The sequence below is a fragment of the Pseudomonas sp. UTLPPB19802 genome, assembly GCF_059730225.1.
The window spans coordinates 6,069,084-6,094,674 of record NZ_AP048545.1; the positions used below are offsets into that span (position 1 = coordinate 6,069,084).

General features: G+C 61.7%; 21 protein-coding genes. 8 read left to right on the forward strand and 13 right to left on the reverse strand.

The genetic code is table 11. The features are described from left to right. The first annotated feature begins 22 nt into the window (after positions 1–22). Entirely contained in the window at positions 23–2,701 is a 2,679-nt protein-coding gene (locus AC6I6U_RS26260; RefSeq protein WP_497878903.1) for an SNF2-related protein, read from the forward strand. A 120-nt stretch (positions 2,702–2,821) separates the two neighbouring features. On the opposite strand, the gene nagZ is transcribed toward AC6I6U_RS26260, so the two are convergent. Then, positions 2,822–3,820, reverse strand: a complete 999-nt coding sequence (nagZ, locus tag AC6I6U_RS26265) for a beta-N-acetylhexosaminidase (protein ID WP_497883107.1) — start codon at positions 3,818–3,820, stop codon at positions 2,822–2,824. Between the two features lie 181 nt (positions 3,821–4,001). After that, positions 4,002–4,709, reverse strand: coding sequence for a TetR/AcrR family transcriptional regulator (locus AC6I6U_RS26270; protein WP_497878904.1), 708 nt, complete (start codon positions 4,707–4,709; stop codon positions 4,002–4,004). Between the two features lie 251 nt (positions 4,710–4,960). On the opposite strand from AC6I6U_RS26270, the gene lexA reads away from it, so the two are divergent. Next, a complete protein-coding gene (gene lexA / locus AC6I6U_RS26275; RefSeq protein ID WP_026145583.1) occupies positions 4,961–5,569 on the forward strand; it encodes a transcriptional repressor LexA in 609 nt (202 codons plus the stop codon). Positions 5,570–5,579: 10 nt separating this feature from the next. Beyond that, positions 5,580–6,044 carry an SOS-induced cell division inhibitor SulA gene (gene sulA / locus AC6I6U_RS26280; protein ID WP_497878905.1) on the forward strand — a complete coding sequence of 155 codons (465 nt, stop codon included), beginning with the start codon at positions 5,580–5,582 and terminating at the stop codon, positions 6,042–6,044. A gap of 131 nt (positions 6,045–6,175) precedes the next feature. Here sulA and AC6I6U_RS26285 read toward each other — a convergent pair whose 3' ends face one another. The 7 genes from AC6I6U_RS26285 to AC6I6U_RS26315 all read right to left on the reverse strand — a co-directional run bounded on the left by AC6I6U_RS26285 (position 6,176) and on the right by AC6I6U_RS26315 (position 14,610). Continuing rightward, the gene (locus AC6I6U_RS26285; protein ID WP_497878906.1) at positions 6,176–6,412 is read right to left on the reverse strand and encodes a hypothetical protein; all 237 of its coding nucleotides are present in this window, start codon (positions 6,410–6,412) and stop codon (positions 6,176–6,178) included. Between the two features lie 132 nt (positions 6,413–6,544). Continuing rightward, the gene (locus tag AC6I6U_RS26290) at positions 6,545–7,066 is read right to left on the reverse strand and encodes a DUF6586 family protein (RefSeq protein ID WP_497878907.1); all 522 of its coding nucleotides are present in this window, start codon (positions 7,064–7,066) and stop codon (positions 6,545–6,547) included. A gap of 239 nt (positions 7,067–7,305) precedes the next feature. Continuing rightward, a complete protein-coding gene (topA, locus tag AC6I6U_RS26295; RefSeq protein WP_497878908.1) occupies positions 7,306–9,927 on the reverse strand; it encodes a type I DNA topoisomerase in 2,622 nt (873 codons plus the stop codon). 115 nt (positions 9,928–10,042) lie between these two features. Continuing rightward, on the reverse strand, positions 10,043–10,279 hold the full coding sequence (locus tag AC6I6U_RS26300) for a DUF1653 domain-containing protein (protein ID WP_497878909.1): 237 nt from the start codon (positions 10,277–10,279) through the stop codon (positions 10,043–10,045). Positions 10,280–10,365: 86 nt separating this feature from the next. Beyond that, positions 10,366–11,541: an acetyl-CoA C-acyltransferase FadA gene (gene fadA, locus AC6I6U_RS26305; RefSeq protein WP_497878910.1), complete on the reverse strand. Its 1,176-nt coding sequence runs from the start codon at positions 11,539–11,541 to the stop codon at positions 10,366–10,368. A 29-nt stretch (positions 11,542–11,570) separates the two neighbouring features. Next, a complete protein-coding gene (gene fadB, locus AC6I6U_RS26310) occupies positions 11,571–13,718 on the reverse strand; it encodes a fatty acid oxidation complex subunit alpha FadB (protein WP_497878911.1) in 2,148 nt (715 codons plus the stop codon). A gap of 454 nt (positions 13,719–14,172) precedes the next feature. Then, positions 14,173–14,610 (reverse strand): hypothetical protein, encoded by a 438-nt coding sequence (locus tag AC6I6U_RS26315; protein ID WP_497878912.1) that lies wholly within the window; start codon positions 14,608–14,610, stop codon positions 14,173–14,175. A 106-nt stretch (positions 14,611–14,716) separates the two neighbouring features. Here AC6I6U_RS26315 and AC6I6U_RS26320 point away from each other — a divergent pair, with 106 nt between their 5' ends. Then, complete coding sequence (locus AC6I6U_RS26320; protein ID WP_497878913.1) at positions 14,717–15,157, forward strand: universal stress protein; 441 nt, start codon at positions 14,717–14,719, stop codon at positions 15,155–15,157. 159 nt (positions 15,158–15,316) lie between these two features. On the opposite strand, the gene AC6I6U_RS26325 is transcribed toward AC6I6U_RS26320, so the two are convergent. Next, positions 15,317–17,236, reverse strand: coding sequence for an ATP-binding cassette domain-containing protein (locus AC6I6U_RS26325; protein ID WP_497878914.1), 1,920 nt, complete (start codon positions 17,234–17,236; stop codon positions 15,317–15,319). A gap of 227 nt (positions 17,237–17,463) precedes the next feature. Here AC6I6U_RS26325 and AC6I6U_RS26330 point away from each other — a divergent pair, with 227 nt between their 5' ends. Then, a complete protein-coding gene (locus AC6I6U_RS26330; protein ID WP_497878915.1) occupies positions 17,464–19,392 on the forward strand; it encodes a transglycosylase SLT domain-containing protein in 1,929 nt (642 codons plus the stop codon). Between the two features lie 159 nt (positions 19,393–19,551). Here the strand turns inward: AC6I6U_RS26330 and AC6I6U_RS26335 are convergent, their stop codons facing one another. Further along, the gene (locus tag AC6I6U_RS26335; RefSeq protein ID WP_497878916.1) at positions 19,552–20,358 is read right to left on the reverse strand and encodes an MOSC domain-containing protein; all 807 of its coding nucleotides are present in this window, start codon (positions 20,356–20,358) and stop codon (positions 19,552–19,554) included. 116 nt (positions 20,359–20,474) lie between these two features. After that, on the reverse strand, positions 20,475–21,410 hold the full coding sequence (locus AC6I6U_RS26340; protein WP_497878917.1) for a chemotaxis protein CheV: 936 nt from the start codon (positions 21,408–21,410) through the stop codon (positions 20,475–20,477). 574 nt (positions 21,411–21,984) lie between these two features. Here AC6I6U_RS26340 and AC6I6U_RS26345 point away from each other — a divergent pair. From AC6I6U_RS26345 to AC6I6U_RS26355, 3 genes are all read left to right on the forward strand, one after another. Then, positions 21,985–22,449: a hypothetical protein gene (locus AC6I6U_RS26345; RefSeq protein ID WP_497878918.1), complete on the forward strand. Its 465-nt coding sequence runs from the start codon at positions 21,985–21,987 to the stop codon at positions 22,447–22,449. Between the two features lie 410 nt (positions 22,450–22,859). Continuing rightward, a complete protein-coding gene (locus AC6I6U_RS26350) occupies positions 22,860–23,750 on the forward strand; it encodes a sensor histidine kinase (protein ID WP_497883108.1) in 891 nt (296 codons plus the stop codon). Then, positions 23,747–24,406, forward strand: a complete 660-nt coding sequence (locus AC6I6U_RS26355; RefSeq protein ID WP_497878919.1) for a response regulator — start codon at positions 23,747–23,749, stop codon at positions 24,404–24,406. The genes AC6I6U_RS26350 and AC6I6U_RS26355 overlap by 4 nt, the downstream gene beginning before the upstream one ends. Here the strand turns inward: AC6I6U_RS26355 and yegS are convergent. Then, a complete protein-coding gene (gene yegS / locus AC6I6U_RS26360; protein WP_497878920.1) occupies positions 24,390–25,289 on the reverse strand; it encodes a lipid kinase YegS in 900 nt (299 codons plus the stop codon). The two genes, AC6I6U_RS26355 and yegS, sit on opposite strands and share 17 nt — an antisense overlap. Between the last annotated feature and the right edge of the window lie 302 nt (positions 25,290–25,591).

The window sequence follows — 25,591 nt, forward strand, 5'->3', positions numbered from 1 at the left end:
GCCCTCGCCCCTGACGCCCGTCATGACGAAGCCGCTCGCACCGTCATGGGCCAGCCGCTTCAAGGAGCAGAGCCTGGAACGCGGTCGACGCTACGCGATCGAGAACCGGGTGAGGATCGTCGAAGCCGGTGACAGCACCATCACCGCCAGTTGCGAGGGCTCCGGCGGCAATGTCTACCGCCAGACCATCCACCTTCGCGAATCGGCCAAGGGCACCCTGCTGATCATCGATGCCACTTGCACCTGCCCGGTCCGCAGCAACTGCAAGCACACCGCCGCAGTACTGCTGAAAGTCCAGGAAACCCTGGCCTATCCGGCCGCCGAGAAAGACGCCGAGCTGCTGGAGAAACTCCAGGCGGTACTCGATGCGCGTCCGCCGCCACCACCCCAGCAACTGGTAGACGACGTCCAGCCGGTGCCGAGACTGTGGCTGGCCAGTGTCGAGTTCAGCGCCTTCGAACCGCGCAACGGGCGCATGCAGCGCTATATCCAGCACCGTGCGGCGCTGTCCTTCAATTACCTCGGCGAGTACGCCAGCGGCCAGAAAAATGCCGACGTGATCCTGCGCCAGGAACAGCAGACCCTGCGTATCAAGCGCCAGGCCGAGGCGGAAAAGGCCTGTCGCGAACAACTGCGCCTGCTTGGTTTCAAGATCGCCACCCGACAAAGCAAGGCATTACCGGAAAGCGCCGGCGAACTGTACGAGATGGTCAATGACAGCGCCTGGCTGAACTTCACCCTCAACGAGCTGCCAGGCCTGCGCGAGCTGGGCTGGGAGTTGCAGATCGACGAAGACTTCGGCTTCGACCTGAGCACCGTCGACGACTGGTACGCCACCGTCGATGAGGCACCGGAGCGCGACTGGTTCGACCTTGAGCTGGGCATCATCGTCAACGGCGAGCGCCTGAGCCTGCTGCCGATCCTGCTCAACCTGATGCGCTCGCACACTGAACTGCTCAACCCCGAGCGACTGGCGCGGCGCCGGGACGACGAACTGATCCTGGTGAACATCCCCGCCTCCCCCAGCGGCAGCCACGGCCCTCTCCAGGTGGCGCTGCCCTACGGACGACTCAAGCCGGTACTGACCACCCTCGGCGAGTTCTACCTGGAGGAGCCCGGCAGCACCACGCTACGCCTGAGCAATGCCGATGCCACCCGGCTCAATCCCCTCGACGGGTTGCCGCTACTGTGGGAAGGCGGTGCACAGATCCGCAGCCTGGCCGAGCGCCTGCGCGACATCCGTGAATACAGCGCGAGCATGCCCGAAGGCCTCAATGCCACCCTGCGCCCGTACCAGCACGAAGGCCTGAGCTGGATGCAATCGCTACGGCAACTGGAGGTCGGCGGCATCCTGGCCGACGACATGGGTCTGGGCAAGACCCTGCAGACCCTGGCGCACATCCTCAGCGAAAAGAACGCCGGCCGCCTGGATCGCCCATGCATGGTGGTGATGCCCACCAGCCTGATCCCCAACTGGCTCGACGAGGCGGCGCATTTCACGCCGCAACTGAAGGTGCTGGCGCTGTATGGCGCGGCCCGCAAGAAGCATTTCGAGCATCTGGGCGACTACGACCTGATCCTCACCACCTACGCCCTGCTGCCCAAGGACATCGACAAGCTCAAGGCCCAGCCGCTGCATGTGCTGGTGCTCGATGAAGCGCAATACATCAAGAACCCCGGCAGCAAGGCCGCCCAGGCGACCCGCGAACTTCAAGCACGACAACGCCTGTGCCTGAGCGGGACACCATTGGAAAACCACCTGGGCGAGCTATGGTCACTGTTCCACTTCCTGCTGCCGGGCTGGCTGGGGGATGCCAAGAGCTTCAACCGCGACTACCGCGTGCCCATCGAGAAACACGCCAGTGAAGTTCGCCTGCAGCACCTGAACGGCCGGATCAAACCGTTCCTGCTGCGCCGCACCAAGGAGCAGGTGGCAACCGAACTGCCGCCGAAGACCGAAATCATCCACTGGGTCGAACTCAACGAGGCGCAGCGCGACGTCTACGAGACCATGCGCCTGGCCATGGACAAGAAGGTCCGCGACGAGATCACCCGCAAGGGCGTGGCCCGCAGCCAGATCATCATCCTTGAAGCACTGCTCAAGCTGCGCCAGGTCTGCTGCGACCTGCGCCTGGTCAACGACGCGGCGCTGCCCACCCGCGGCAGCGCTTCGGGCAAGCTCGACAGCCTGATGGAAATGCTCGAGGAACTGTTCGCCGAGGGTCGACGGATCCTGCTGTTTTCGCAATTCACCTCGATGCTGTCACTGATCGAGGCGGAGCTGAAAAAGCGCCACATCACCTACGGCTTGCTGACCGGACAGACCCGCGATCGACGCACGCCGGTGAAGGACTTCCAGAGCGGGAAACTGCAGATTTTCCTGATCAGCCTCAAGGCTGGCGGCGTCGGTCTGAACCTCACCGAGGCCGACACCGTGATCCACTACGATCCGTGGTGGAACCCGGCGGCGGAGAACCAGGCGACCGACCGCGCGTACCGGATCGGCCAGGAAAAGCCGGTGTTCGTCTACAAGATGATCGCCCGCGGCACGGTCGAGGAAAAGATCCAGCACCTGCAACAGGAAAAGTCCGACCTGGCCGCTGGCGTGCTCGACGGACGCCAGGCCGGGGACTGGCAGTTGCAGAATGAGGACATCGAGGCGCTGTTCGCGCCGCTGCCCGACAAGAAAACCGGGCGCTGAGCCGCCTTAAACGCTTCGCGGGCAAGCCCGGCTCCTACAGGCTACGTGCCGCCTGATATATGGCGCATATCCTGTAGGAGCCGGGCTTGCCCGCGAAGAGGCCCTCGAACACAATGCAACTCAGTCAATAAGCTGCGCGTCCCGCAGCGCTCCCAGCGCCTCCAGCCACCGCGGCTCCTGTCGATAATCAGTGCGGGCAAAGCCCTGGCCGCGCATCCGAGAGATCCGCGCCGACGGCGTCACCTTGAGCCGCTGTGCTGCACTCAGGGCCAGCTCAGCCGCCGCCCGGTCATTGCACACCAGGCCCATGTCGCAACCGGCCGACAACGCCGCCTCGATCCGGCTCGCCGCATCACCGACCACATGAGCCCCGGCCATGGACAGGTCATCACTGAAGATCACCCCGTCGAACTGCAACTCGCCCCGCAGAATCTCCTGCAACCAGCGCCGCGAGAAACCGGCAGGCTGGGCATCGACCTGTGGATAAATCACATGGGCCGGCATCACCGCGGCCAACTGCTGGCTCAGGCGGGCGAACGGCACCAGGTCATGGGCACGAAGGGTCTCCAGGCTGCGCTCATCGACCGGAATCGCCACATGGGAATCTGCCTCGGCCCAGCCATGGCCGGGGAAATGCTTGCCGGTGGCCGCCATCCCGGCCGTCTTCATACCACGGATGAACGCCCCGGCGAGCAGCGCCGCCCGCTCGGGATCACCCTCGAAAGAGCGACTGCCGACCACCGCACTGCGCTGATAGTCCAGGTCGAGCACCGGGGCAAAACTCAGGTCGAGCCCAACCGCCAGCACCTCGGTCGCCATCAGCCAGCCGCAATGCTCGGCCAGGCGCTCGGCATTCGGGTTGTCGGCAATCGCCCGCATCGCCGGCAGGCGTACGAAGCCCTGGCGTAAACGCTGTACTCGCCCGCCTTCCTGGTCGACCGCAAGCAGCAGGTCGGGACGAATGGCGCGGATCGACGCACTCAGCTCACGGACCTGGCGCGGACTCTCGATATTGCGCGCAAAGATGATCAGCCCGCCTACCTGCGGCTGGCGCAACAATTGGCGATCCTCGGCCGTCAGCCAGGTGCCGGCGATATCGACCATCAGGGAGCCTTGCAGGGCAGTACTCATAGGGAATCCTTGTGAAAAAGAGCCGTCGGAAAAACCACCAGGCGCGCGAACACGCTGCCGTGGAACGCATCCGGCAGACGAACAGCAAGAGGGAAAGAATGAAACTCAAGGGAATCGGACATGGGCGGCAAGCTTAGCGGATCAAGACCTGCACGCCCACCCGAATGCGTCACGCCTTGACGACAGGCGCCGCCGATTTGTTGCGAGGACGCAGTTGCGCGGCGGCCATGGTTTCGTCGGTCACGCCACTGTCGGCACGCATGCCCGCCGCGAGGAATGGCACCATCAGGCGCATCACGGTTTCGATCGAGGTGTTGACGCCGAAGTCGGTCTCGGCGATCGCCCGCAAGGCCTTGATCCCGGACATGCTGAACGCGGCCGCACCGAGCATGAAGTGCACGCGCCAGAACAGTTCGATCGGAGGAATGCGCGGAGCCGCCTCGTTGACCAGCAGCATGTAACGACGGAATACCTTGCCGTACATGTCTTCCAGATAACGCCGCAGGTGTCCCTGGCTCTGGCTGAAGGCCAAGCCCAGCAGACGCATGAAGATAGACAGGTCGTTGCCGCTGCGCGGCTGGACCACCAGGGCCTGCTCGACGAGGATTTCCAGCAGTTCTTCCAGGCTCGGCTTGACCTCGGGCCTTGCCTGGCGGCGCTCCAGCTCGCGATCGAGGCTGGCGCAGAACGGCCCGAGGAATCGCGAGAATACCGCCTGGATCAAGGCCTTTTTCGAGCCGAAATGGTAGTTCACCGCCGCGAGGTTGACCCCTGCCTTGCTGGTGATCAATCGCAACGAGGTCTCGGCGAAACCTTTTTCCGCGAACAACTGCTCGGCAGCATCGAGAATGCGTTCAACGGTTTCCGACTGGGCCATGACTACTCCGCCTGACAAACACTTGTTTGAAACATACGTTTCAGCCCGTGGAATGTCAAGTCTGCCGGTCCTGTTCCGGCCAGGCAGTCAGGTATTAAATCATAGAACCCGCTGCCTGTAGCACGGCCCTCGCGGTGGAAATCGACACCCTTTTCGACAACCGTCTGGCGGGCGCCTTGAAAAGGAGGATTGCCAAGTGCCCTGCACTGTATATAATTCCAGTCACTGTATAAAAAGACAGAGCAATCGAAATGCTAAAACTGACGCCTCGCCAAGCTGAGATTCTGGCTTTTATCAAACGCTGCCTCGATGACAACGGCTATCCGCCCACCCGTGCGGAGATCGCCCAGGAACTGGGCTTCAAGTCGCCGAACGCGGCCGAAGAACACCTCAAGGCCCTGGCCCGCAAGGGTGCGATCGAAATGACGCCTGGAGCTTCCCGCGGCATTCGCATTCCCGGCTTCGAAGCCAAGGTCGACGAGTCCACCCTGCCGATCATCGGTCGTGTCGCTGCCGGCGCCCCTATCCTCGCCGAGCAACATGTCGAGGAGTCCTGCAATATCAACCCCACCTTCTTCCATCCGCGGGCCGATTATCTGCTGCGCGTCCACGGCATGAGCATGAAGGATGTCGGCATTTTCGATGGCGACCTGCTGGCGGTGCACACCTGCCGCGAAGCCCGTAACGGCCAGATCGTCGTGGCCCGTATTGGCGAGGAAGTCACCGTCAAGCGCTTCAAGCGCGAGGGCAGCAAGGTCTGGCTGCTGGCGGAAAACCCCGAATTCGCCCCCATCGAAGTCAACCTGAAAGAACAGGACTTCGTCATCGAAGGTTTGAGCGTCGGCGTCATTCGCCGCTGAAGGAGGCGTCATGCAATTCCAGACTCCACAACATGCGCAACTGCCCTTGTTCGAAGCCTTCATGATGCAGCCACTGGCTCCTGTCCTGAAGGAGGTGGTCGAAACACCCTGGAGCACCGAACCCGAGGCCTTCAGCGAATTGTCGTTGCGTGGCGGGAATTGCATGAGCCTGCTGGCCCCCATCCTGCGCGAACTGAGCCAGGACCAGGACGCCCGCTGGCTGACCCTGATTGCCCCGCCTGCCAGCGTCACCCAGGCCTGGCTGAGGGAAGCCGGACTGAACCGCGAGCGAATCCTGCTGCTGCAACCCAGCAGCGCGCAAAGCGCCCAACAACTGGCCTGCGAAGCCCTGCGCCTGGGTCGCAGCCATACCGTGGTCAGCTGGCTGAACCCCCTGGGCAGCAGCGCCCGCCAGCAATTGATCAACGCCGCGCGCAAGGGCGATGCACAAAGCCTGAATATTCGCTTGGGTTGAAGCCGGACCAAAGAGAGACAGCAATCGCAGGCAGGTTCCTTGCACCTGCCCTACAGGGCTTCTCCAGGACAGGGAAGCCGCTCAGGACCAACTATTCACACAGACGCCGCCTGGATCAGGCACGATCGGGATCAGTGAAGAACCCGCGGACCGTCTTCTTCCTTTTCGAGTTCGCCTTCCACCAAACGCCCTGCCATCTGCACACCAACGCTCAACATGGCCTTGGCCACCTCGACATGCTGGCCCTGCAGGAATGCCTTGGCATCCTCGGAGAAATTCAGGGTCACCAGAGAACCTTCGTCCTCGGCGCGGCGCAGCTCGATACGGCCGTCCGGCAGCTCGACAATTTCTAGAAAGGACGTAGGCATGACAGTCTGTTCTCCACGAAAGGCGGCTGGCATTATACCAGTCATTCATGGCAACTCGCTCAAGATCTCAACAGCTTTCGTGACGGCCTGATGAACAGCTGACAGACGGGACCTACACCCGCCCCGACGAACTCAGCACTCACTGAGCCCGTCACGGAAGCGAATCGCCAGCGCCTTGAGGTTCTGCCGCCAGCTCTCCAACTCCTCACGACCCAATTCAGGGGCCACCTCTTCATCCAGGCTGACCGCCTCGATCAATGGCTGCAGCACGTCACCCTTTGGCTTCCTGGGCGCCTGGGGTGGCAGGTACAGCGCGGAGTGGGCAGCGATCAACCGCGCCAGCCAGGTTTGCGGGCTGTGGGCCAGCTCAACCAATTCGGCCATTTCCGGAATGGCAATGGACTCCAGCACCTCACGGGTCAGCAACAGCTCGGCACGCGGGGCACCGGCCTGGGGCAGGCGATAGAAACCGGCGATCTCATGGCACAGCCCGAGCAAGGCGCCATACAGATGAAAAACCGCAGCCTCACGCTCAGCCTGGGTCAGCGCCAGAGCGTTCATCGCCCGGCTTTCCTCAGCCTTGCCAAGGGCTTCCAGAGCGAGGCCAGCGTAGAAAATCTTCTGGTTGGTACGGGTATAGAGTTCATTGGCCATGAAGGCGCACTCCAAAAAAGAGACCACACACGCTCCCCTTGAAGGAGCAGAGCTTGCTCGCGAAGCTTTTGGCGCCCATGAGGGCCCATTCGCGGGCAAGCCCTGCTCCTACAGGGATTTGCATCAGGCCAGGCATCTGCATCAAGTCCTGGATTACACAGGCCCTGGATGTGCACCAAGTCCTGGGATTGCATCAGGCCCTGGACTTGAGAAGGCCATGGCCCAAGGGAGCAACCGAATCAGGCACCCTGGCGCTTGTCTTCCACCTTCCACTTGCCGCTGTCGTAGAACGCCTTCCAGCCAGTCGGCTTGCCATCAACCTCGGTCTGCACATACTGCTCCTTGGTCTTGCGGCTGTAGCGGATAACCGCCGGACGGCCGTCCGGGTCCTTCTGCGGTGCCGCACAGAGGAAGTGATACTTGGGATCGATTTCGTCCTTGTGCGGAACGATTTCGAGCACCAACGGCGCACGGGTCTCACGGTTTTTCGGGAACTGGCTCGCCGCCAGGAACAGGCCGGAAGCACCATCGCGCAGAATGTAGGTGTCGTCGACCTTCTCGCACTTGAGCTCCGGCATCTTCACCGGGTCCATCTTCGGCGGTGCCGCATCACCGCTTTTCAGGAGCTTGCGGGTGTTCTTGCAGGCCGGATTGGTGCAACCGAAGAACTTGCCAAAACGGCCGGTCTTGAGCTGCATCTCGCTGCCACACTTGTCGCACTCCAGGCTCGGGCCTTCATAACCCTTGATCCGGTAGTTGCCTTCTTCGATCTCGTAGCCGGCACAATCCGGGTTGTTGCCACAGATGTGCAGCTTGCGCTTCTCATCCAGCAGATAGGCATCCATCGCCGTGCTGCAGATCGGGCAGCGATGCTTGCCACGCAGCACCAGGGACTCCGATTCACCCTCGTCGTCCGCCGCGATCTCGTCACCCGGAACCAGGTTCACGGTGGCCTTGCAACGTTCTTTCGGCGGCAGGCTGTAGCCCGAGCAACCGAGGAACACGCCCGTCGAGGCGGTACGGATCTGCATCGGCCGGCCACAGGTCTGGCACGGAATGTCGGTCATCACCGGCTGGTTGGCACGCATGCCGTTTTCCGCGCCCTCGGCCACTTCGAGCTTCTTCTTGAAGTCGCCGTAGAACTCGTCCAGCACGTTCTTCCAGTCGCGCTCGCCCTGGGCCACGTCATCGAGGTTCTCCTCCATGCCCGCGGTGAAGCCATAGTCCATCAGGTTCGAGAAGCTTTCGGCCAGGCGCTCGGTAACGATGTCACCCATCTTCTCGGAGTAGAAGCGGCGGTTGTGCAACGCCACATAGCCACGGTCCTGGATGGTGGAAATGATCGCCGCATAGGTCGACGGGCGACCAATACCGCGTTTTTCCATTTCCTTGACCAGGCTGGCTTCGGAGTAACGCGCCGGCGGCTTGGTGAAGTGCTGGCTCGGGTCGAGCTGGATCAGCTTAAGCACTTCGCCCTGACCCATGTCCGGCAGGACATCATCGTCGCCCGGCTTGCTCAGTTGTGGCAGCACGCGGGTGTAACCGTCGAACTTGAGGATACGGCCCTTGGCGCGCAACTCGAAGTCGCCAGCGGCAACGCTGACGGTGGTCGACAGGTATTGCGCCGGCAGCATCTGGCAGGCCACGAACTGGCGCCAGATAAGCTCGTACAGCCGCTCGGCGTCACGCTCCATGCCCGACAGCTTGCTCGGGTCGGTGTTGACGTCGGAAGGACGGATCGCCTCGTGCGCCTCCTGGGCGCCTTCCTTGCTGCTGTAGACGTTAGGTGCGGACGGCAGGTATTTCGCGCCGAACTCGCCCTCGATGTAGGTCCGCGCCATCGCCACGGCGTCGGCCGAGAGGTTGGTGGAGTCGGTACGCATGTAGGTGATGTAGCCGGCTTCATACAAGCGCTGGGCCATCATCATGGTCTTCTTCACACCGAAGCCCAGGCGGTTGCTCGCGGCCTGCTGCAGGGTGGAGGTGATGAACGGTGCCGACGGCTTGCTGCTGGTCGGCTTGTCCTCACGCTTGGCAATGGTGTAGGTCGAGGCCTTGAGCTTTTCCAGTGCCGCCATGGCCTGGGCTTCGTTCAGCGGTTTGAAGGCCTCGCCGTTTTCCCGCGCGACGTCGAAGCGCACCTTGGCGCCCTTGGCGGTGCCGAGGTCGGCGTGGACTTCCCAGTATTCTTCCGGGTTGAACGCACGAATCTCGCGCTCACGCTCGACCACCAGCTTCACCGCCACCGACTGCACACGACCCGCGGACAGGCCACGGGCGATCTTCGCCCACAACAGCGGCGAAACCATGTAGCCGACCACGCGGTCGAGGAAGCGGCGCGCCTGCTGGGCGTTGACCCGATCGATATCCAGCTCGCCAGGAGCTGAGAAGGCATCCTGGATCGCCTTCTTGGTGATTTCGTTGAACACCACCCGCTTGTAGCGGCTGTCATCCCCACCGATGGCTTCGCGCAGGTGCCAGGCAATGGCTTCCCCCTCGCGATCCAAGTCGGTTGCGAGATAGATGGTGTCGGCATCCTTGGCGAGCCGGCGCAGCTCCTCGATCACCTTCTCCTTGCCGGGAAGGATCTCGTAGCGGGCCTTCCAGCCGTGATCCGGGTCGACACCCATGCGCGAGACCAGCTGCTTGCGCGCCTTCTCCTTTGCCGAGAGTGCCGGCGCCTCGCCGGCAGCGGCCTTGCCACGCTTGGCGGCAGGTTCCTTGGCGGCACTGGCCGAACCGCTGGTGGGCAGGTCTCGGATATGGCCGATACTCGACTTCACCACGTACTGGGTTCCCAGATACTTGTTGATGGTCTTGGCCTTAGCCGGGGATTCCACAATGACCAGCGATTTGCCCATGGATCGGAAAATTCCTGAATGCTAGAAGTGAGAGCGCAGCCCGCGCCTGGCGCGGCACCGCTATATATAGTGGCAACAAGATGAGGTCAAGCGCAGGGTTCTGCGCGACCGCCCCTCAGGCCTTGGAAAAAATACTTGGCTCGGCCTGCACCAAAGCAAAGCGTGGGACACGTTCGCCGTCAACCTCGACCGACTCCAGGAACATGCTCAAGGGGCGTACCCAGAAGCCGTATTCGCCATACAGGGCCTGGTAGAACACCACCTCCTCCTCGGTCTCGGAATGCCGTGCGACGCTGAAAACGCGGTACTGCGGTCCCTTGTAATGCTGATAGAGCCCTGGTTGCAAGTTCATGTATCGGCCCTCTTACAAAATAAAATAAAAAATTTCAGAAAAACAAAAACCGGGGCACCAGGCCCCGGTTTCCGTCACCGAAACGCTTAGACGCGTTCGAAGACGGTAGCAATGCCCTGGCCGAGGCCGATGCACATGGTGGAAACCCCGAAGGTGCCGCCATTCTGCTTCATCACGTTCAGCAGAGTGCCGGAAATCCGTGCACCAGAGCAACCGAATGGGTGGCCCAGGGCGATGGCACCGCCGTGCAGGTTAACCTTCTCGTCCATCTTGTCGAGCACTTTCAGGTCCTTCAACACTGGCAGGGCCTGTGCGGCGAAGGCTTCGTTGAGCTCGAAGAAGTCGATGTCGGCAATCGACAACCCGGCACGCTTGAGGGCTTTCTGGGTTGCCGGTACCGGACCATAACCCATGATCGCCGGATCGACACCGGCCACCGCCATCGAGCGGATCACCGCCAGCGGCTGGATACCGAGATCCTGGGCACGCTGCGCCGACATCACGATCATGCACGAGGCACCATCGGTGATCTGCGACGACGTACCCGCGGTCACGGTACCACCTTTCGGGTTGAATGCCGGCTTCAGTGCCGCCAGGCTTTCCAGGTTGGTTTCCGGGCGAATGGTCTCGTCGTAGTCGAAAACCTTCAGGAAGCCAGCCTCGTCATAACCCTGCATCGGGATGATCTCGTCCTTGAACTTGCCTTCCACAGTCGCCTTGTGGGCAAGCTGGTGGGAACGCACGCCAAAGGCATCCTGCGCTTCACGGGTGATGCCGTGCATCTTGCCGAGCATCTCGGCAGTCAGGCCCATCATGCCCGAGGCTTTCGCCGCGTACAGCGACAGGTGCGGGTTCGGGTCGACACCGTGCATCATGCCGACATGGCCCATATGCTCGACGCCGCCAACGACGAAAACGTCACCATTGCCGGTCATGATCGCCTGGGCTGCGGTGTGAAGCGCGCTCATCGACGAACCACACAGGCGGCTGACGGTCTGGCCGGCAGCAGTGTGCGGGATCTGGGTCATCAGCGAGGCCATGCGCGCGATGTTCCAGCCCTGCTCCAGGGTCTGGTTCACGCAGCCCCAGATCACGTCCTCGACTTCGTTCGGGTCGACCTTGGCGTTGCGCTCCAGCAGCTTGCTGATCAGGTGCGCGGACATGTCCTCGGCACGGGTGTTGCGGTGCATGCCGCCCTTGGAGCGGCCCATCGGAGTACGACCGAAGTCGACAATCACGACGTCTCTAGGATTCAAGCTCATATAGTTCACTCTCGCTCTAGTGTGGGCGCTTAATCGAAGAACCGCTGGCCGTTCTTGGCCATTTCACGCAGCTTCGCGGTCGGGTGGTACAGCGCGCCCAGATCGGCGTACTGGTCAGCCAGGGCAACGAACTCGGCCACACCGATCGAATCGATGTAGCGCAGCGCACCGCCACGGAAGGGAGGGAAACCGATACCGTAGACCAGGCCCATGTCGGCTTCGGCGGCGGTGTCGACAATACCGTCGTCCAGGCAACGCACGGTTTCCAGGCACAGCGGGATCATCATCCAGTTGATGATGTCCTCGTCGGTCACTTCACGCTGCTCGTAGACGATCGGCTTGAGCACTTCCAGTACGGATGGGTCGGCGACCTTCTTCTGCTTGCCGCGCTTGTCGGTCTCGTAGGCGTAGAAGCCCTTGCCGTTCTTCTGGCCCAGGCGCTTGGCCTCGTACAAGGCGTCGACAGCCGAACGGCGGTCATCCTTCATGCGATCCGGGAAGCCTTCGGCCATCACGTCGCGACCATGGTGACCGGTGTCGATACCGACCACGTCCATCAGGTAGGCCGGGCCCATCGGCCAGCCGAAGCGCTCCATGATTTTGTCGATGCGCACGAAGTCGACACCGGCGCTGACCAGCTTGGCGAAACCGCCGAAGTACGGGAACAGAATGCGGTTGACCAGGAAGCCCGGGCAGTCGTTGACCACGATCGGGTTCTTGCCCATCTTCTTGGCGTAGGCCACGGTGGTGGCAATCGCCTGCTCGCTGGACTTCTCGCCACGAATCACTTCCACCAGCGGCATCATGTGCACCGGGTTGAAAAAGTGCATGCCGACAAAGTTTTCCGGACGCTTGAGGGCCTTGGCCAGCAGGCTGATGGAAATGGTCGAGGTGTTCGACGCCAGAATGGCATCTTCCTTGACCTGGCCTTCCACTTCAGCCAACACCGCCTGCTTGACCTTCGGGTTCTCGACGACGGCCTCGACCACCAGGTCGACGTGGCCGAAGTCACCGTAGGACAGGGTCGGGCGAATGCCATTGAGCACTTCGGCCATCTTCGCCGCAGTCATGCGGCCCTTGTCGACGCGACCGACCAGCAGCTTGGCGGCTTCGGCCAGGCCCTGTTCGATACCGTGTTCGTTGATATCCTTCATCAGGATCGGCGTGCCCTTGGACGCCGACTGATAGGCGATGCCGCCACCCATGATGCCGGCGCCGAGTACGGCGGCCTGCTTCACGTCCTTGGCGATCTCGTCGTAGGCCTTGGCCTTTTTCTTCAGTTCCTGGTCATTCAGGAACAGACCGATCAGGCTTTCGGCAGCCGAGGTCTTGGCCAGTTTCACGAAGCCGGCGGCTTCGATTTCCAGGGCCTTGTCACGACCGAAGTTGGCCGCCTTCTGGATGGTCTTGATCGCTTCGACCGGCGCCGGGTAGTTGGGACCTGCCTGGCCGGCAACGAAACCCTTGGCGGTTTCGAACGCCATCATCTGCTCGATGGCGTTGAGCTTGAGCTTGTCCAGCTTCGGCTGGCGCTTGGCCTTGTAGTCGATCTCGCCGGAAATGGCGCGCTTGACCAGGTCCAAGGCGGCCTGCTGCAGTTGCTCAGGAGCAACCACGGCATCGACGGCGCCGACCTTCAGGGCGTCTTCGGCACGATTTTCCTTACCGGCGGCAATCCACTCGATGGCGTTGTCCACACCGATCAGGCGTGGCAGGCGGACAGTGCCGCCGAAGCCCGGATAGATGCCCAGCTTGACTTCCGGCAGGCCGATCTTGGCACTGGCGGACATGACCCGCAGATCCGCGGCCAGGCACATTTCCAGGCCGCCACCCAGGGCGATACCGTTGATCGCGGCGACGGTCGGAACGGCCAGGTCCTCGAAATCGCTGAAGATCCTGTTGGCTTCGAGGTTACCCGCCACGAGCTCGGCATCCGGCAACTTGAAGTTGTCGACAAATTCGGTGATGTCGGCGCCGACGATGAACACGTCCTTGCCACTGCTGACGATCACACCCTTGACCGAGGCATCGGCCTTGATGGTATCCACCGCCTGACGCAGTTCGTTCAGGGTCAGACGGTTGAACTTGTTGACGGACTCACCCTTGAGGTCGAACTTGAGTTCGACGATGCCACTTTCAAGAGCCTTAACCGTGATGGCTTTACCTTCGTAAATCATCAACTGATCTCCACGATATGGAAGCTGAACAGTACACGTCGAACGCTGGTTTCCGGCCCGGCTGACGTCACCGTCGCTGCTACGCCAAGCCGCCAGGCACACCCGCCGACGCGATAATCGGGATTCTGTAAGAGTCGTCTGTCAGACAAACGCTCAATTCATACGCCCGTTTGATTTGGGTGTGGACACCTTCACGGAATTCGAGGCAATTGTCAATTGCCGAAAACACCCCGAAAAATGCGACTTTCCGGTCACTTTCCAGGCGCGCAGGTGCTGCAGCAGCCGGCCTGATGGCGCTTCATTCACAAAATCAATAATCAGCGAAGCCACCACGTCAGGCACAAAATCAGGAACAGGCCTACCAGACTCCAAGAAACAGCCTAGTGGAAAATAGGGATACTTTTTATGAAGGGAAGGTGCAACAACGATCGGGCCGATGGAATACCCATGACCCTCAAGCCAGGGCCTTGAGCACCGCAGCGATGTCATGGAGCACCTGGACCTCGCCACGCTCGCCCCAGTAGAGCGCGATCATCTGTGCATCCGCTTCGACCTTGAAGACATTGGCCGGCAACGTCCGGAAATGCACCAGCAATGCCTCGTCGGCGAGCACTTCGCGCCACTGATTGACCCATACCCCTGGCTCGCACTGCCAATAGCTCCAGCATTGCGGCGCCTTGCCACGTCGCGGGCGATGGTATTGTGCGCACGGGCTGGGCGGTTCCTGTGGCAGCCAGTGTGGCCACTCCTGGGGCGCCAGTTGCATGCCCAGGCCGATGCGGCGCGCCTCCATGCGCAGGGCCATCCGGTCACCCTGGCGCCGCGACGGACGCAGCCATGCCAGGGGACTGAGAACCACCGCCAGGATTGACACCACTATCCAGACCGTCATATCTCTACTCTCCGAAGATTATTCATGAGCGATTGGAGCCGTGCAGAACCAATCAGCTTGAAACGAGCCATACTTACAACAATTGCGATCCTCAGGAGGTGCCTCCATGCCCTACAACCACGTTCTGGTTGCCGTCGATCTGACGGAAGAATGCGACCCGGTCATCCACCGCGCCCGCGAACTGTCGGTCAGCAACAATGCCAGACTTTCACTGGTACACATCGTCGAACCGATGGCCATGGCCTTTGGCGGCGATGTGCCGATGGACCTGTCCCAACTGCAGCAACAACAGTTCGACCAGGCCAAGGAGCGCCTGGAACGACTGATCAACAAGTACCCGGAACTGTCGAAAGACGCCTGCCACCTGACCTACGGCCAGCCTCGCCAGGAAATCCATCACCTGGCCAAGGAACAGGGCTGTGACCTGGTAGTGGTCGGCAGCCACGGGCGCCACGGCCTGGCCCTGCTGCTCGGCTCCACGGCCAACGACGTGCTGCACGGTGCTCCGTGCGACGTCCTCGCCGTGCGCCTGCAAAGCAAGAGCTGACAGATACGGAACCTGCGCAGGAACAGGGCGTGCTCGCGAATGAGCCCTCAAGGCCGCCAAAAGCTTCGCGGGCAAGCCTTGCTCCTACGACCACCAGCCATCCTGCAAAAAGCCCGGCTTCACAGAATGAAGCCGGGCTTTTTATTGCCGCAGGAACAATCAGGCGTCCAGCTCGGCCCAGCGCTCGACCATCGCATCCAGCTCGGCCTGCAGCGTTTCCAAACTGGCCAGTACCGCAGTCGTCTCAGCCACCGGTCGCTGATAGAACCCCGAATCGGCCATTTCGGCCTGCACCGCGGCGATCTGCTGCTCCTTGGCATCGATCTCGCCCGGCAAGGCTTCCAGCTCGCGCTGCAGCTTGTAGCTGAGCTTTTTCTTTGCCGCGGGCGCTTCAGCCACAGGCGCCGCTTGCACAGGTGGCGCGCTGACAATCGCCGACTCGAGCTCGGCCTTGCCCGACTTGCTCTCGGTCACACCGAGCAATCGTGGCGAACCGCCCTGGCGCAGCCAGTCCTGGTAACCACCAACGTATTCGCGAACCTTGCCCCCGCCTTCGAACACCAGGGTGCTGGTTACCACGTTGTCGAGGAATGCCCGGTCGTGACTGACCATCAGCACGGTGCCCTGGAAGGTCAACAGGACTTCTTCCAACAGCTCGAGGGTTTCCACATCGAGGTCGTTGGTCGGTTCGTCGAGTACCAGCAGGTTTGCCGGCTTGCTGAACAGCTTGGCCAGCAGCAACCGCGCGCGCTCGCCACCGGACAGCGCCTTCACCGGCGTCCGCGCCCGCTGCGGGCTGAACAGGAAATCGCCGAGGTAGCTGAGCACGTGGCGGCTCTGACCATCGATCTCGATGAAATCACGACCCTCGGCGACGTTGTCGACCACGGTCTTTTCCAGATCGAGCTGATGGCGCAACTGGTCGAAATAGGCGACCTCGATGCGGGTGCCCTCCTCGACCTTGCCGCTGGTCGGTACCAGGCCACCAAGCATCAGTTTCAGCAGGGTGGTCTTGCCGGTACCGTTGGCACCGAGCAGGCCGATGCGGTCACCGCGCTGCAGGACCATCGAGAAATCCTTGACCAGGAACGGACCACCCGGATGAGCGAAGCTGACATCCTCCAGGACCATCACCTGCTTGCCGGACTTCTCGGCGGTATCGAGCTGGATGTTCGCCTTGCCGGTACGCTCGCGCCGTTCGCTACGCTCGACGCGCAGGGCCTTCAGCGCACGGACGCGGCCTTCGTTACGGGTACGCCGGGCCTTGATGCCCTGGCGAATCCACACCTCTTCCTGGGCCAGGCGCTTGTCGAACAGCGCGTTGGCGGTTTCCTCGGCAGCCAGTGCGGCTTCCTTGTGCACCAGGAAGCTGGCGTAGTCGCCGTTCCAGTCGATCAGTCCGCCGCGGTCCAGTTCGAGGATGCGCGTGGCCAGGTTCTGCAGGAAAGAACGGTCGTGGGTGATGAACAATACCGCGCCCTGGAAGTCCTTGAGGGCTTCTTCCAGCCAGGCGATCGCGCCGATATCCAGGTGGTTGGTCGGTTCGTCGAGCAGCAGCAGGTCCGGCTCGGCCACCAGGGCCTGGGCCAGCAGCACGCGGCGACGCCAGCCACCGGAGAGTTCGGCCAGGGTCTTGTCGGCCGGCAACTGCAGGCGGCTCAGGGTGCTGTCCACCAGGGTCTGCAAGCGCCAGCCATCGCGGGCCTCGAGGTCATGCTGGACGCGCATCAGCTTGTCCAGGTCGGCATCGGTAACGATGTTCTGGCTCAGGTGATGATATTGCGCGAGCAGTTCGCCGACACCGTCCAGGCCCTGGGCCACCACGTCGAACACCGTACGCCCATCGGCCACCGGCAGTTCCTGCGGCAATTCGCCGATCTTGAGCGCGGGCGCACGCCAGACGGAGCCGTCGTCGGGCTTCTGATCGCCCTTGACCAGCTTCAACATGCTGGACTTGCCTGTGCCGTTGCGACCGATGATGCACACCCGCTCACCACGGGCGATCTGCCAGGACACCTTGTCCAACAACGGCATGGCGCCGAATGCAAGGGACACATCGCTGAATTTGAGCAGGGTCATGAGCTTCTCCAAAAACCGGGCGCGCATTCTACCCGATGTTGAGCGGCGAGGCCGCCGCGATTTTCTCCAACGGTAGAGCGTCGTCGCCTGCCGGATGACATTTGGTATCAAGTTGCGTACGCAGGGCCGGCAAAACTTTCGCCCGCCGCCGGCAAAAGGCTAAGCTACCCGACAATCAGTGCTGGCCCCGTAGCCTGCGCTTGTCTGTTTTTTTGCCCGGAAGTCTCATGCGCAGCCGTCTTTTCAACTTTTTATCGTGTCTGCTTCTTTCCACCTGCGCCGTTCAAGCTGCACAGGCCGTCGATCTCGCCCAGCAACGTCAACTCTACGATGACGCCAAGCGTGCCCTGGCCAAGGGCGATTCGGGTCCCTACTTCCAGAACCGCAGTGCCCTGCAGAGTTACCCGCTGGAACCCTACCTGGCCTACGACGAGCTGACCGCCCGCTTGAAGACCGCCAGCAACGCCGAGATCGAGCAATTCCTGGCCGAGCACGGCGACCTGCCCCAGGCCAACTGGATGAAGCTGCGCTGGTTGCGCTGGTTGGCCGAACGCGGCGACTGGGCACCCTTCGTCAAGTACTATGACCCAAAACTCAACTTCACCGAACTGGACTGCCTCAACGGCCAGTACCAGCTCAGCCATAACCTGCGCGCCGAAGGCTACGCCACTGCGGAAAAACTCTGGCTGACCGGCAAGACCCAGCCCAGCGCCTGTGACGCCCTGTTCGACAGCTGGGCCGCGCAAGGCCAGTTGACCGAACAAAAGCGCTGGCAGCGCGTCAAGCTTGCCACCGAGGCGCGCAACTACGGCCTGGCCAGTGCCTTGGTCAAGGGCCTGAGTACCCTCGGCGCGCAGGGTCGACTGATGATCGACGTGGCGCAGAAACCCGACATGCTAGGCCAGCCTGCGCGTTTCGTACCGGCGGACGAGGCCATGTCCGACGTGGTCGGCCTGGGCCTGCGGCGCCTGGCACGCCAGGACCCGGACAAGGCGATGGCCCTGCTCGACGGTTATGCCACCAGCATGCACTTCTCCCGTGACGAGAAGGTTTCCATCGCCCGCGAAATCGGCCTGACCCTGGCCCGCCGCTACGATGGTCGCGCCCTGGAAATCATGACCCAGTACGATCCGGAGCTGCGCGACAACACCGTTACCGAATGGCGCCTGCGCCTGCTGCTGCGTCTCGGTCGCTGGGAAGAGGCTTATCAACTGACCCGCCGTCTGCCCCAAGACCTGGCCAGCACCAACCGCTGGCGCTACTGGCAGGCCCGTAGCCTCGAACTGGCTCAACCGCAGAACCCCCAGGCGCAGGTACTGCTGAAGGCCGTTGCCCGCGAGCGCGACTTCTATGGTTTCCTCGCCGCCGATCGCTCCCAGACCGCCTACCAGCTCACCAACCGTCCGCTGGTACTCAGCCAGCAGTTGATCAACAAGGTCCGCAACACGCCGGGCGTACGTCGTGCCCTGGAACTGCACGACCGTGGCCAGGTGGTCGATGGCCGTCGCGAGTGGTACCACGCCAGCCGCCACCTCAGCCGTGACGAAATGGTCGCCCAGGCCAGGCTGGCCTACGACCTGAAGTGGTACTTCCCGGCAATCCGCACCATCAGCCAGGCGCAGTACTGGGATGACCTGGATATCCGCTTCCCCATGGCTCACCGTGACACGCTGGTGCGCGAAGCCAAGCTGCGCGGCATCCATCCGAGCTGGGCGTTTGCGATTACCCGCCAGGAAAGCGCGTTCATGGATGATGCGCGCTCCAACGCCGGTGCCACCGGCCTGATGCAGCTGATGCCGGGCACCGCCAAGGAAACCGCGCGCAAGTTCAGCATCCCGCTGGCCTCGCCGCAGCAGGTGCTGGACCCGGACAAGAACGTCCAACTGGGCGCTGCCTACCTGAGCCAGGTGCATGGCCAGTTCAATGGCAACCGCGTACTGGCCACTGCGGCCTACAACGCCGGCCCCGGTCGGGTACGGCAATGGCTCAGGGGTGCGAACCACCTGAGTTTCGATGTCTGGGTGGAGAGCATTCCATTCGACGAGACCCGCCAGTACGTGCAGAACGTCCTGTCGTATGCGGTGATCTACGGCCAGAAGCTCAACGCACCGCAGCCGCTGGTGAACTGGAACGAGCGCTTTTTCGACGACCAGTGACCCCTGGATTGTGAGCGGGACTTGCAGGCCTATTCGCGGGCAAGCCTTGCTCCTACAAGGGAGTGTCGTGCACAAGATCGGCGTACGACATGACTCTGCAGGAGCAGGGCTTGCCCGCGAATGGGCCAGCAGGACATCCGCAAAACCCAAAGCCGCCCGTCACTCCAGAATGGTTACCGGCATCCCAACCTCCAACCGCCCTACCGCATCATTGACCAGGTTCTGCCCGAACAGCACATTGCCATCCTGCTCCCGATAGGTCTTGAGCGTGGTCAAGGGCTCGCGGTCGGCACTCCGTTGCCCGGTCTGCGGATCGATGGTCGTGAGAATGCACCGCGAACAGGGCTTGACCAGCCGAAACTCGATTTCACCAATTCGAATTCGTTTCCACTGGTCCTCGGCAAACGCCTCACTGCCCTCAATGACCAGGTTCGGCCGAAAGCGCAGCATCTCCAGAGGACGTCCCACGCGACGGGACAGATCCTCCAGCGACGCCTGGCCGATCAGCAGCAGTGGAAAACCATCGGCGAAAGCCACCCGGTCATCATCATTGCCATAACCGGCCTCAGTGATCCGCGCCCGCTCGCGCGGCACGTGCACCAGGCGCACCGGCTTGCCGATGAAGTCGCTCAACCAGGCAGCGGCCTCATCACCCGCATCAGGCACGCGCAGGGTATCGCTCCAGATGGTTACGCCACGCAACGACTCGTCGGCGCCAGGCACAGCCACCTCCAGCGGCGAACGCCCTGGGCCGCTCAAGGTCAGACCACCAGCGTCATTCCACAAGGCCGATAACTGGCTCATGCCGGCCACGGCACGCTGGGTCAGGAAACGTCCGCTGGTTTCGTCCACCACCATCCAGCGTCGATCACCCGCCAGGCCCAGTTGGTCGAGCACAACGTGCGACAGGCCTTCGCCTCTTGCCGACTTGAGTGGATAACGATACAGCGCGCTCAGACGCAACATGGGAACCGGCTCCGGGGAGAAAACGCCACGATATACGAGCCGCCGATGCAGTCAAAGACAACGCAATGACCGCTACAACCGAGGGCAGGCGTTGCACCTGCCCCCGCGACGCCAGGTCAGGCGCCCGGCTGATCCAGCAGCAGGCGCTGGCGAACCACGTCCACCAGCTTGTCCGGCTGGAACTTGGAGAGGAAGTTGTCGCAACCGACCTTCTTCACCATCGCTTCGTTGAAGCTGCCGGACAACGAGGTGTGCAACACTACATAGAGGCCACGCAGACGCGGATCGTTGCGGATCTCGGTCGTCAGGCGGTAACCGTCCATCTCCGGCATCTCCGCATCGGTGAACACCATCAGCAACTTCTCGGTCATCACCGCGCCGGAGTCGGCCCAGGTCTTGAGCATGTTCAGCGCCCGCAGGCCATCGCTGGCGATGTGCAGTTTCACCCCCAACTGGCCGAGGGTGTCGCGCAACTGCGACAGGGCCACCTTGGAGTCGTCGACCAGCAGCACTTCGCGTCCGCGGGCATGCTCCATGATCGGGTCGTCGAGTTTTTCCCGGGAAACCTTGGCGTTGTACGGGACGATTTCGGCGAGGACCTTCTCCACGTCGATGATTTCCACCAACTGGTCGTCGACCTTGCTGATGGCGGTCAGATAATGCTGGCGCCCGGCACTGCTCGGCGGCGGCATGATTGCTTCCCAGTTCATGTTGACGATGCGGTCCACACCACCCACCAGGAACGCCTGCACCGAGCGGTTGTACTCGGTAACGATGATCGTGCTGTCAGGACCGGGCACCAGGGGGCGCATGCCGATCGCCTGGGACAGGTCGATCACCGGCAAGGTCTGGCCGCGCAGATTGACCACCCCGCAGACAAACGGATGGCGCTGGGGCATCAGCGTCAGCTTGGGCAGTTGCAGGACTTCCTGCACCTTGAACACGTTGATTGCGAACAGCTGGCGACCCGCCAGGCGGAACATGAGAATCTCCAGACGATTCTCTCCCACCAATTGCGTGCGTTGGTCTACCGTGTCGAGAATGCTGGCCATCAATCACTCCTGGGGCGTTGATACAAAGAACTTCATTGAGAGAGCTATCGGCAGGACTCGCCAGACCTTGACCCCCATGGGAAATGCCACGTCAAACAGTTGATATCACATTAACATCATGCTTTACTGAGCGCACTGTCCTGGCTCGACGCACCTCGCGCGAGGCGACCATCGGATCTGTCTTTTGTTCCCCGGCATAGGGGAATCCCCTAGTAACAATCAGGCCCAACCTGATATTCGCAATATCCAATAGCCATTAATGTGACGCCATTCTCATTACATGAATGGAGTCAGGCTTTTGCTTTCAATCGCGGGACAGTGGCCAAAAATCCAGGAAAGGCGCTTCGCAGCTCTGAACAAAGCGCTCTGGACCAGCCATTTTGAGCGATTTCTGCAATCGTCGCGAGTTGCGTTTTCAAACGTCGCTGGCGGCTGCCTGGCTTTCCTGTGTGATCAGCGCAGATCGAAACAATCGGAAACAGACTACAGACACTCGCTGTCAGCCGACATTAATTTACCGCCGTTCGCCAAGCGCGACCTTCTATCGCCTGCCGATGTTTCATGGAGATAAAGCATGCTGAACGGTAAAGAGCGGCAGATCAACCTGCCGGAATTCCTGGTGGAAGCAGAGACCCTGCAAGCGAAGATGCGCGAGTGCTGCCAACACCTGGCGCTGATTCGCAACGACAGGGATGCCATCGACTGCCTGATTGCCGCCCTGCACAAGCACGGCTCGCGCGCCGATGTGCTCGGCCTGCGTTGCATGGCTGATTTTTCCCGGCACATTCATGATGTCCTGAGCCATTCACCCGAGCAGCTCAACTTGCATGACACGGCCCTGCAAGCACTGCAGGACTGCCTGACGCTACTGGCCTGGCAGCTGGAATTGATCGACCCCCACACCGGCCAGCTAAGTCTCGACGACAGCGAGCAGGCCGAACTGGTTGCCGCCCTGGCGGCACAGACCGACCGCTCGACGACCCTGCCTGCCGAACCCAAAGGCTTCAGACTGATCAGTTTCCCCGGACATTCCGCTTGAACGGCGGTGCCCGGGCATCGGCATTTGCCATCCGCCTTCGTTAAATGCGCAGCGCCCCTCTCCGTCAACCCCGACAAGACAACTAACGAGCAACTTTCGCTGTTTGCCTCCTTAGTGCGCAAAGAACAACTTCTGGAACCCGCATGCAAAAAACTGACCATTCGGACATATATCAATAGGGACGACCAACCTTAAACGAAGTGCTACTATGCTGGCCGTCTGCTTATGTACTTGATGGCAAAATGATTTCCATGTCATTCATGGAATGACCCAAAAGATACTAGCACTTAGCCATACACGCTATATCAAGCTGTATAAGAACATTGCACCGTAACCGTTTTTCAAACAGAGTCCTGTCAGCGGTTACGGTCGGACTCTTCCGTACCGGACACTCATTGGCTCCACACGCTATGTACGCCAGCCTCAAGTCAATAAAGCCTTGGCTCCCCTCGCGAAAGAAAGCCCGCCGGCTGACCGTCCTGCTATGCATCGCTTCGGCCATCATCAGCCTGTCGCTCTACCTGAAGGGTTCGAATCTGTCGCTTGGATTGCTGTTGCTGAACCTGGCCGCGCTGGCGGGCATCTGGCTGCAGTACCGCGACGCCAGGACCTCGATCAATTTCCAACCCCAGGAATTGGCCGATCGCCTGTTGCAAGTACAGGAAAACGAACGTCATCGCCTGAGCCGCGAACTGCATGACGACATCGGTCAACTGCTGACGGCGGCCAAGCTGCAGACCCAGTGGCTGCAGGGGCGCCTGCCACAGGACCTGCGCAACCATTGCGCAGAACTCAACAATACCCTGGACGAAACGCTGGCCAAGGTCCGCGATGTCTCGGCCATTCTCAATCCGCGCCAGTTGACCAGCCTAGGGCTGGAAGCCAGCTTGCGCGCGCACCTGCTCAAGACCCTTGGCAACACCCCACTGCACTGGAGCCTGGAGTGCCATCAGCAATTGGCCGGATTGTCCGAGGAAATGGCCGTGACCGCCTTTCGCCTGACCCAGGAAGCGGTCACCAATGTGCTGCGCCATGCCAGGGCCAGCAACCTGCTGGTACGCCTCAAGCGCCTGCCGGAAGGCCTGTCGTTGCATATCGCCGATGACGGCCAGGGGTTTTCACCGGCAGCCAATCCTGCAGAACAGGGTCAACGCGGCATGGCCGGCATGGCCGAGCGCGCCGAGCAGTTGGGTGGCAGATTGACAGTCACCAGCGGCCCCGGCAAAGGTACGCAAATCGAAGCCCTTCTTCCCTGGGCCCCCCGCGCCCTCGAACGAGCCAGCACGAATAAGGTTCTATGACCTGCAACTTACTTCTTGTGGATGACCACTCACTGATCCGGGCCGGTGTTCGCGCCCTGGTGCTGGAGATTCCAGGCTACGCCGTGATTGGCGAAGCCAGCGATGGCGCACAGCTGCTCGAAGCCGTCGAGCGCCTGAATCCGGATATCATCCTGCTCGACCTGTCGATGCGCGATACCGGCGGGCTGGATGCCCTGCGCCAACTGCAGGTGGTGCGCCCTCAGAGCAAGGTGTTGATCCTGTCGATGCACACCGACCCGCAACTGATCATGCAGGCCCTGGAAATCGGCGCGCATGGCTACCTGCTCAAGGACACCACCGCCACCGAACTCGCCCAGGCGCTGGAGGCCCTGCGCAACAACGAGCGCTACCTCAGCCCGGCGATCGCCCATACGGTGATCAACCAGGCGCTGACCCAGGCCCAGCGTCAGTCGCCGACGCAAGCCCAGACCCACAACCTGACCGGACGCCAACTGGAGATCCTCAGGTTGATCGTACGCGGCAAATCCACCCGGGAAATTGCCACTGGCCTGGGTTTGAGCATCAAGACCGTGGAGACTCACCGCGCCCAGATCATGAAGCGCCTGCAGATTTTCGACGTGGCCGGACTGGTGCTGTTCGCCGTGCGCGAGCGCATCATCAGTCTGGACGACTGAGCAGCGGCGAATCCTCCGGCAAGTGCACGCGTAGCGCACCGGGGCGGGCTTCGAAACGCAGACTGTCGCTCTGCAGGGGCTCGCCGTCGAGATTCAGGTACAGGCCCTCGGCGACCTTGATCTCGACCCAAGGCAGACGCGCCCGGACAAACAGGTTGTCCAGCCCCCAACCGTCGCTCATCAGTTGCCGCAAGGTGCCGACCACCTCCTGGGGAGCCGGCAGGATACTGATGTCGAGCAGTCCGTCATCGACCAGCGCCTGCGGACACAGCAAGTGCCCGCCGCCAGCCTGGCGACCGTTGCCGATGCCCAATGCCAGCAAGTCGCCCTGCCAATGAAAGCCAGGCCCCTGCAACTCGCCATAGGCCGCATGCAATTCGCCGAAGCGTGAAAGCCCGGTGAACAGGTACGCCGCGCCACCCAGCACTTTCTTCAGATCCTCGGACGTATTGGCCGTCACCTGGCTGCCGAAACCGCCGGTTGCCATGTTCAGGAACACCTGCCCGCCGACTGCGCCGAGGTCTATCGGCCGAGCCGGTACGTCCAGCAGTTGCAAGGCCCCGGCGGGCTCCAGCGGTACGCCAGCGGCACGGGCAAAATCATTGGCGGTCCCCAGCGGCATCAGCACCAGGCTGGCCTGGCCTCCAGCCCCGGCCAGCGCCTCGGCGATATCACGCAGGGTGCCGTCCCCACCGCCGGCGATCAGTTGCCGGTAGCCCATCTGCAACGCCTCCTCCACCAGGCGCTGGGCATCACCGGCCTCCCAGGTCAGCCGCACGGCCAGCTCCCAGCCTTCGCGGCGCCTGTCCTCGACCGCTGCCCTGACTTCCTCGTTGAGAGCCTGCTTGCCATGCAGAATCAGCAATGCCTTGCGCTCGCTCATCGGCGTTTTCTCCTGTGTCGACGGCCTGAAAAATGTGGACAGCAACCCATTGAAAATGACTTGCCACTCCACGAATTTATTTCGCTACCGAGCCTGCGCAGGCTCTATACCGGGCTTGCGCAATAAATCGAAGACCTCGGCGATTTTTTTTGACTACATGGCGTCATTCCATTAGCGACGAACGGTTTCATGAGCTTTACTCAAGCCTATGCCCTGTACACAGGAGGAAAAAATGTACAAACGCGTCGTTGAAAACCACTAGAAGAGTAAGACTTGTCCTTGCAGAAACGACAGCCAGGCAG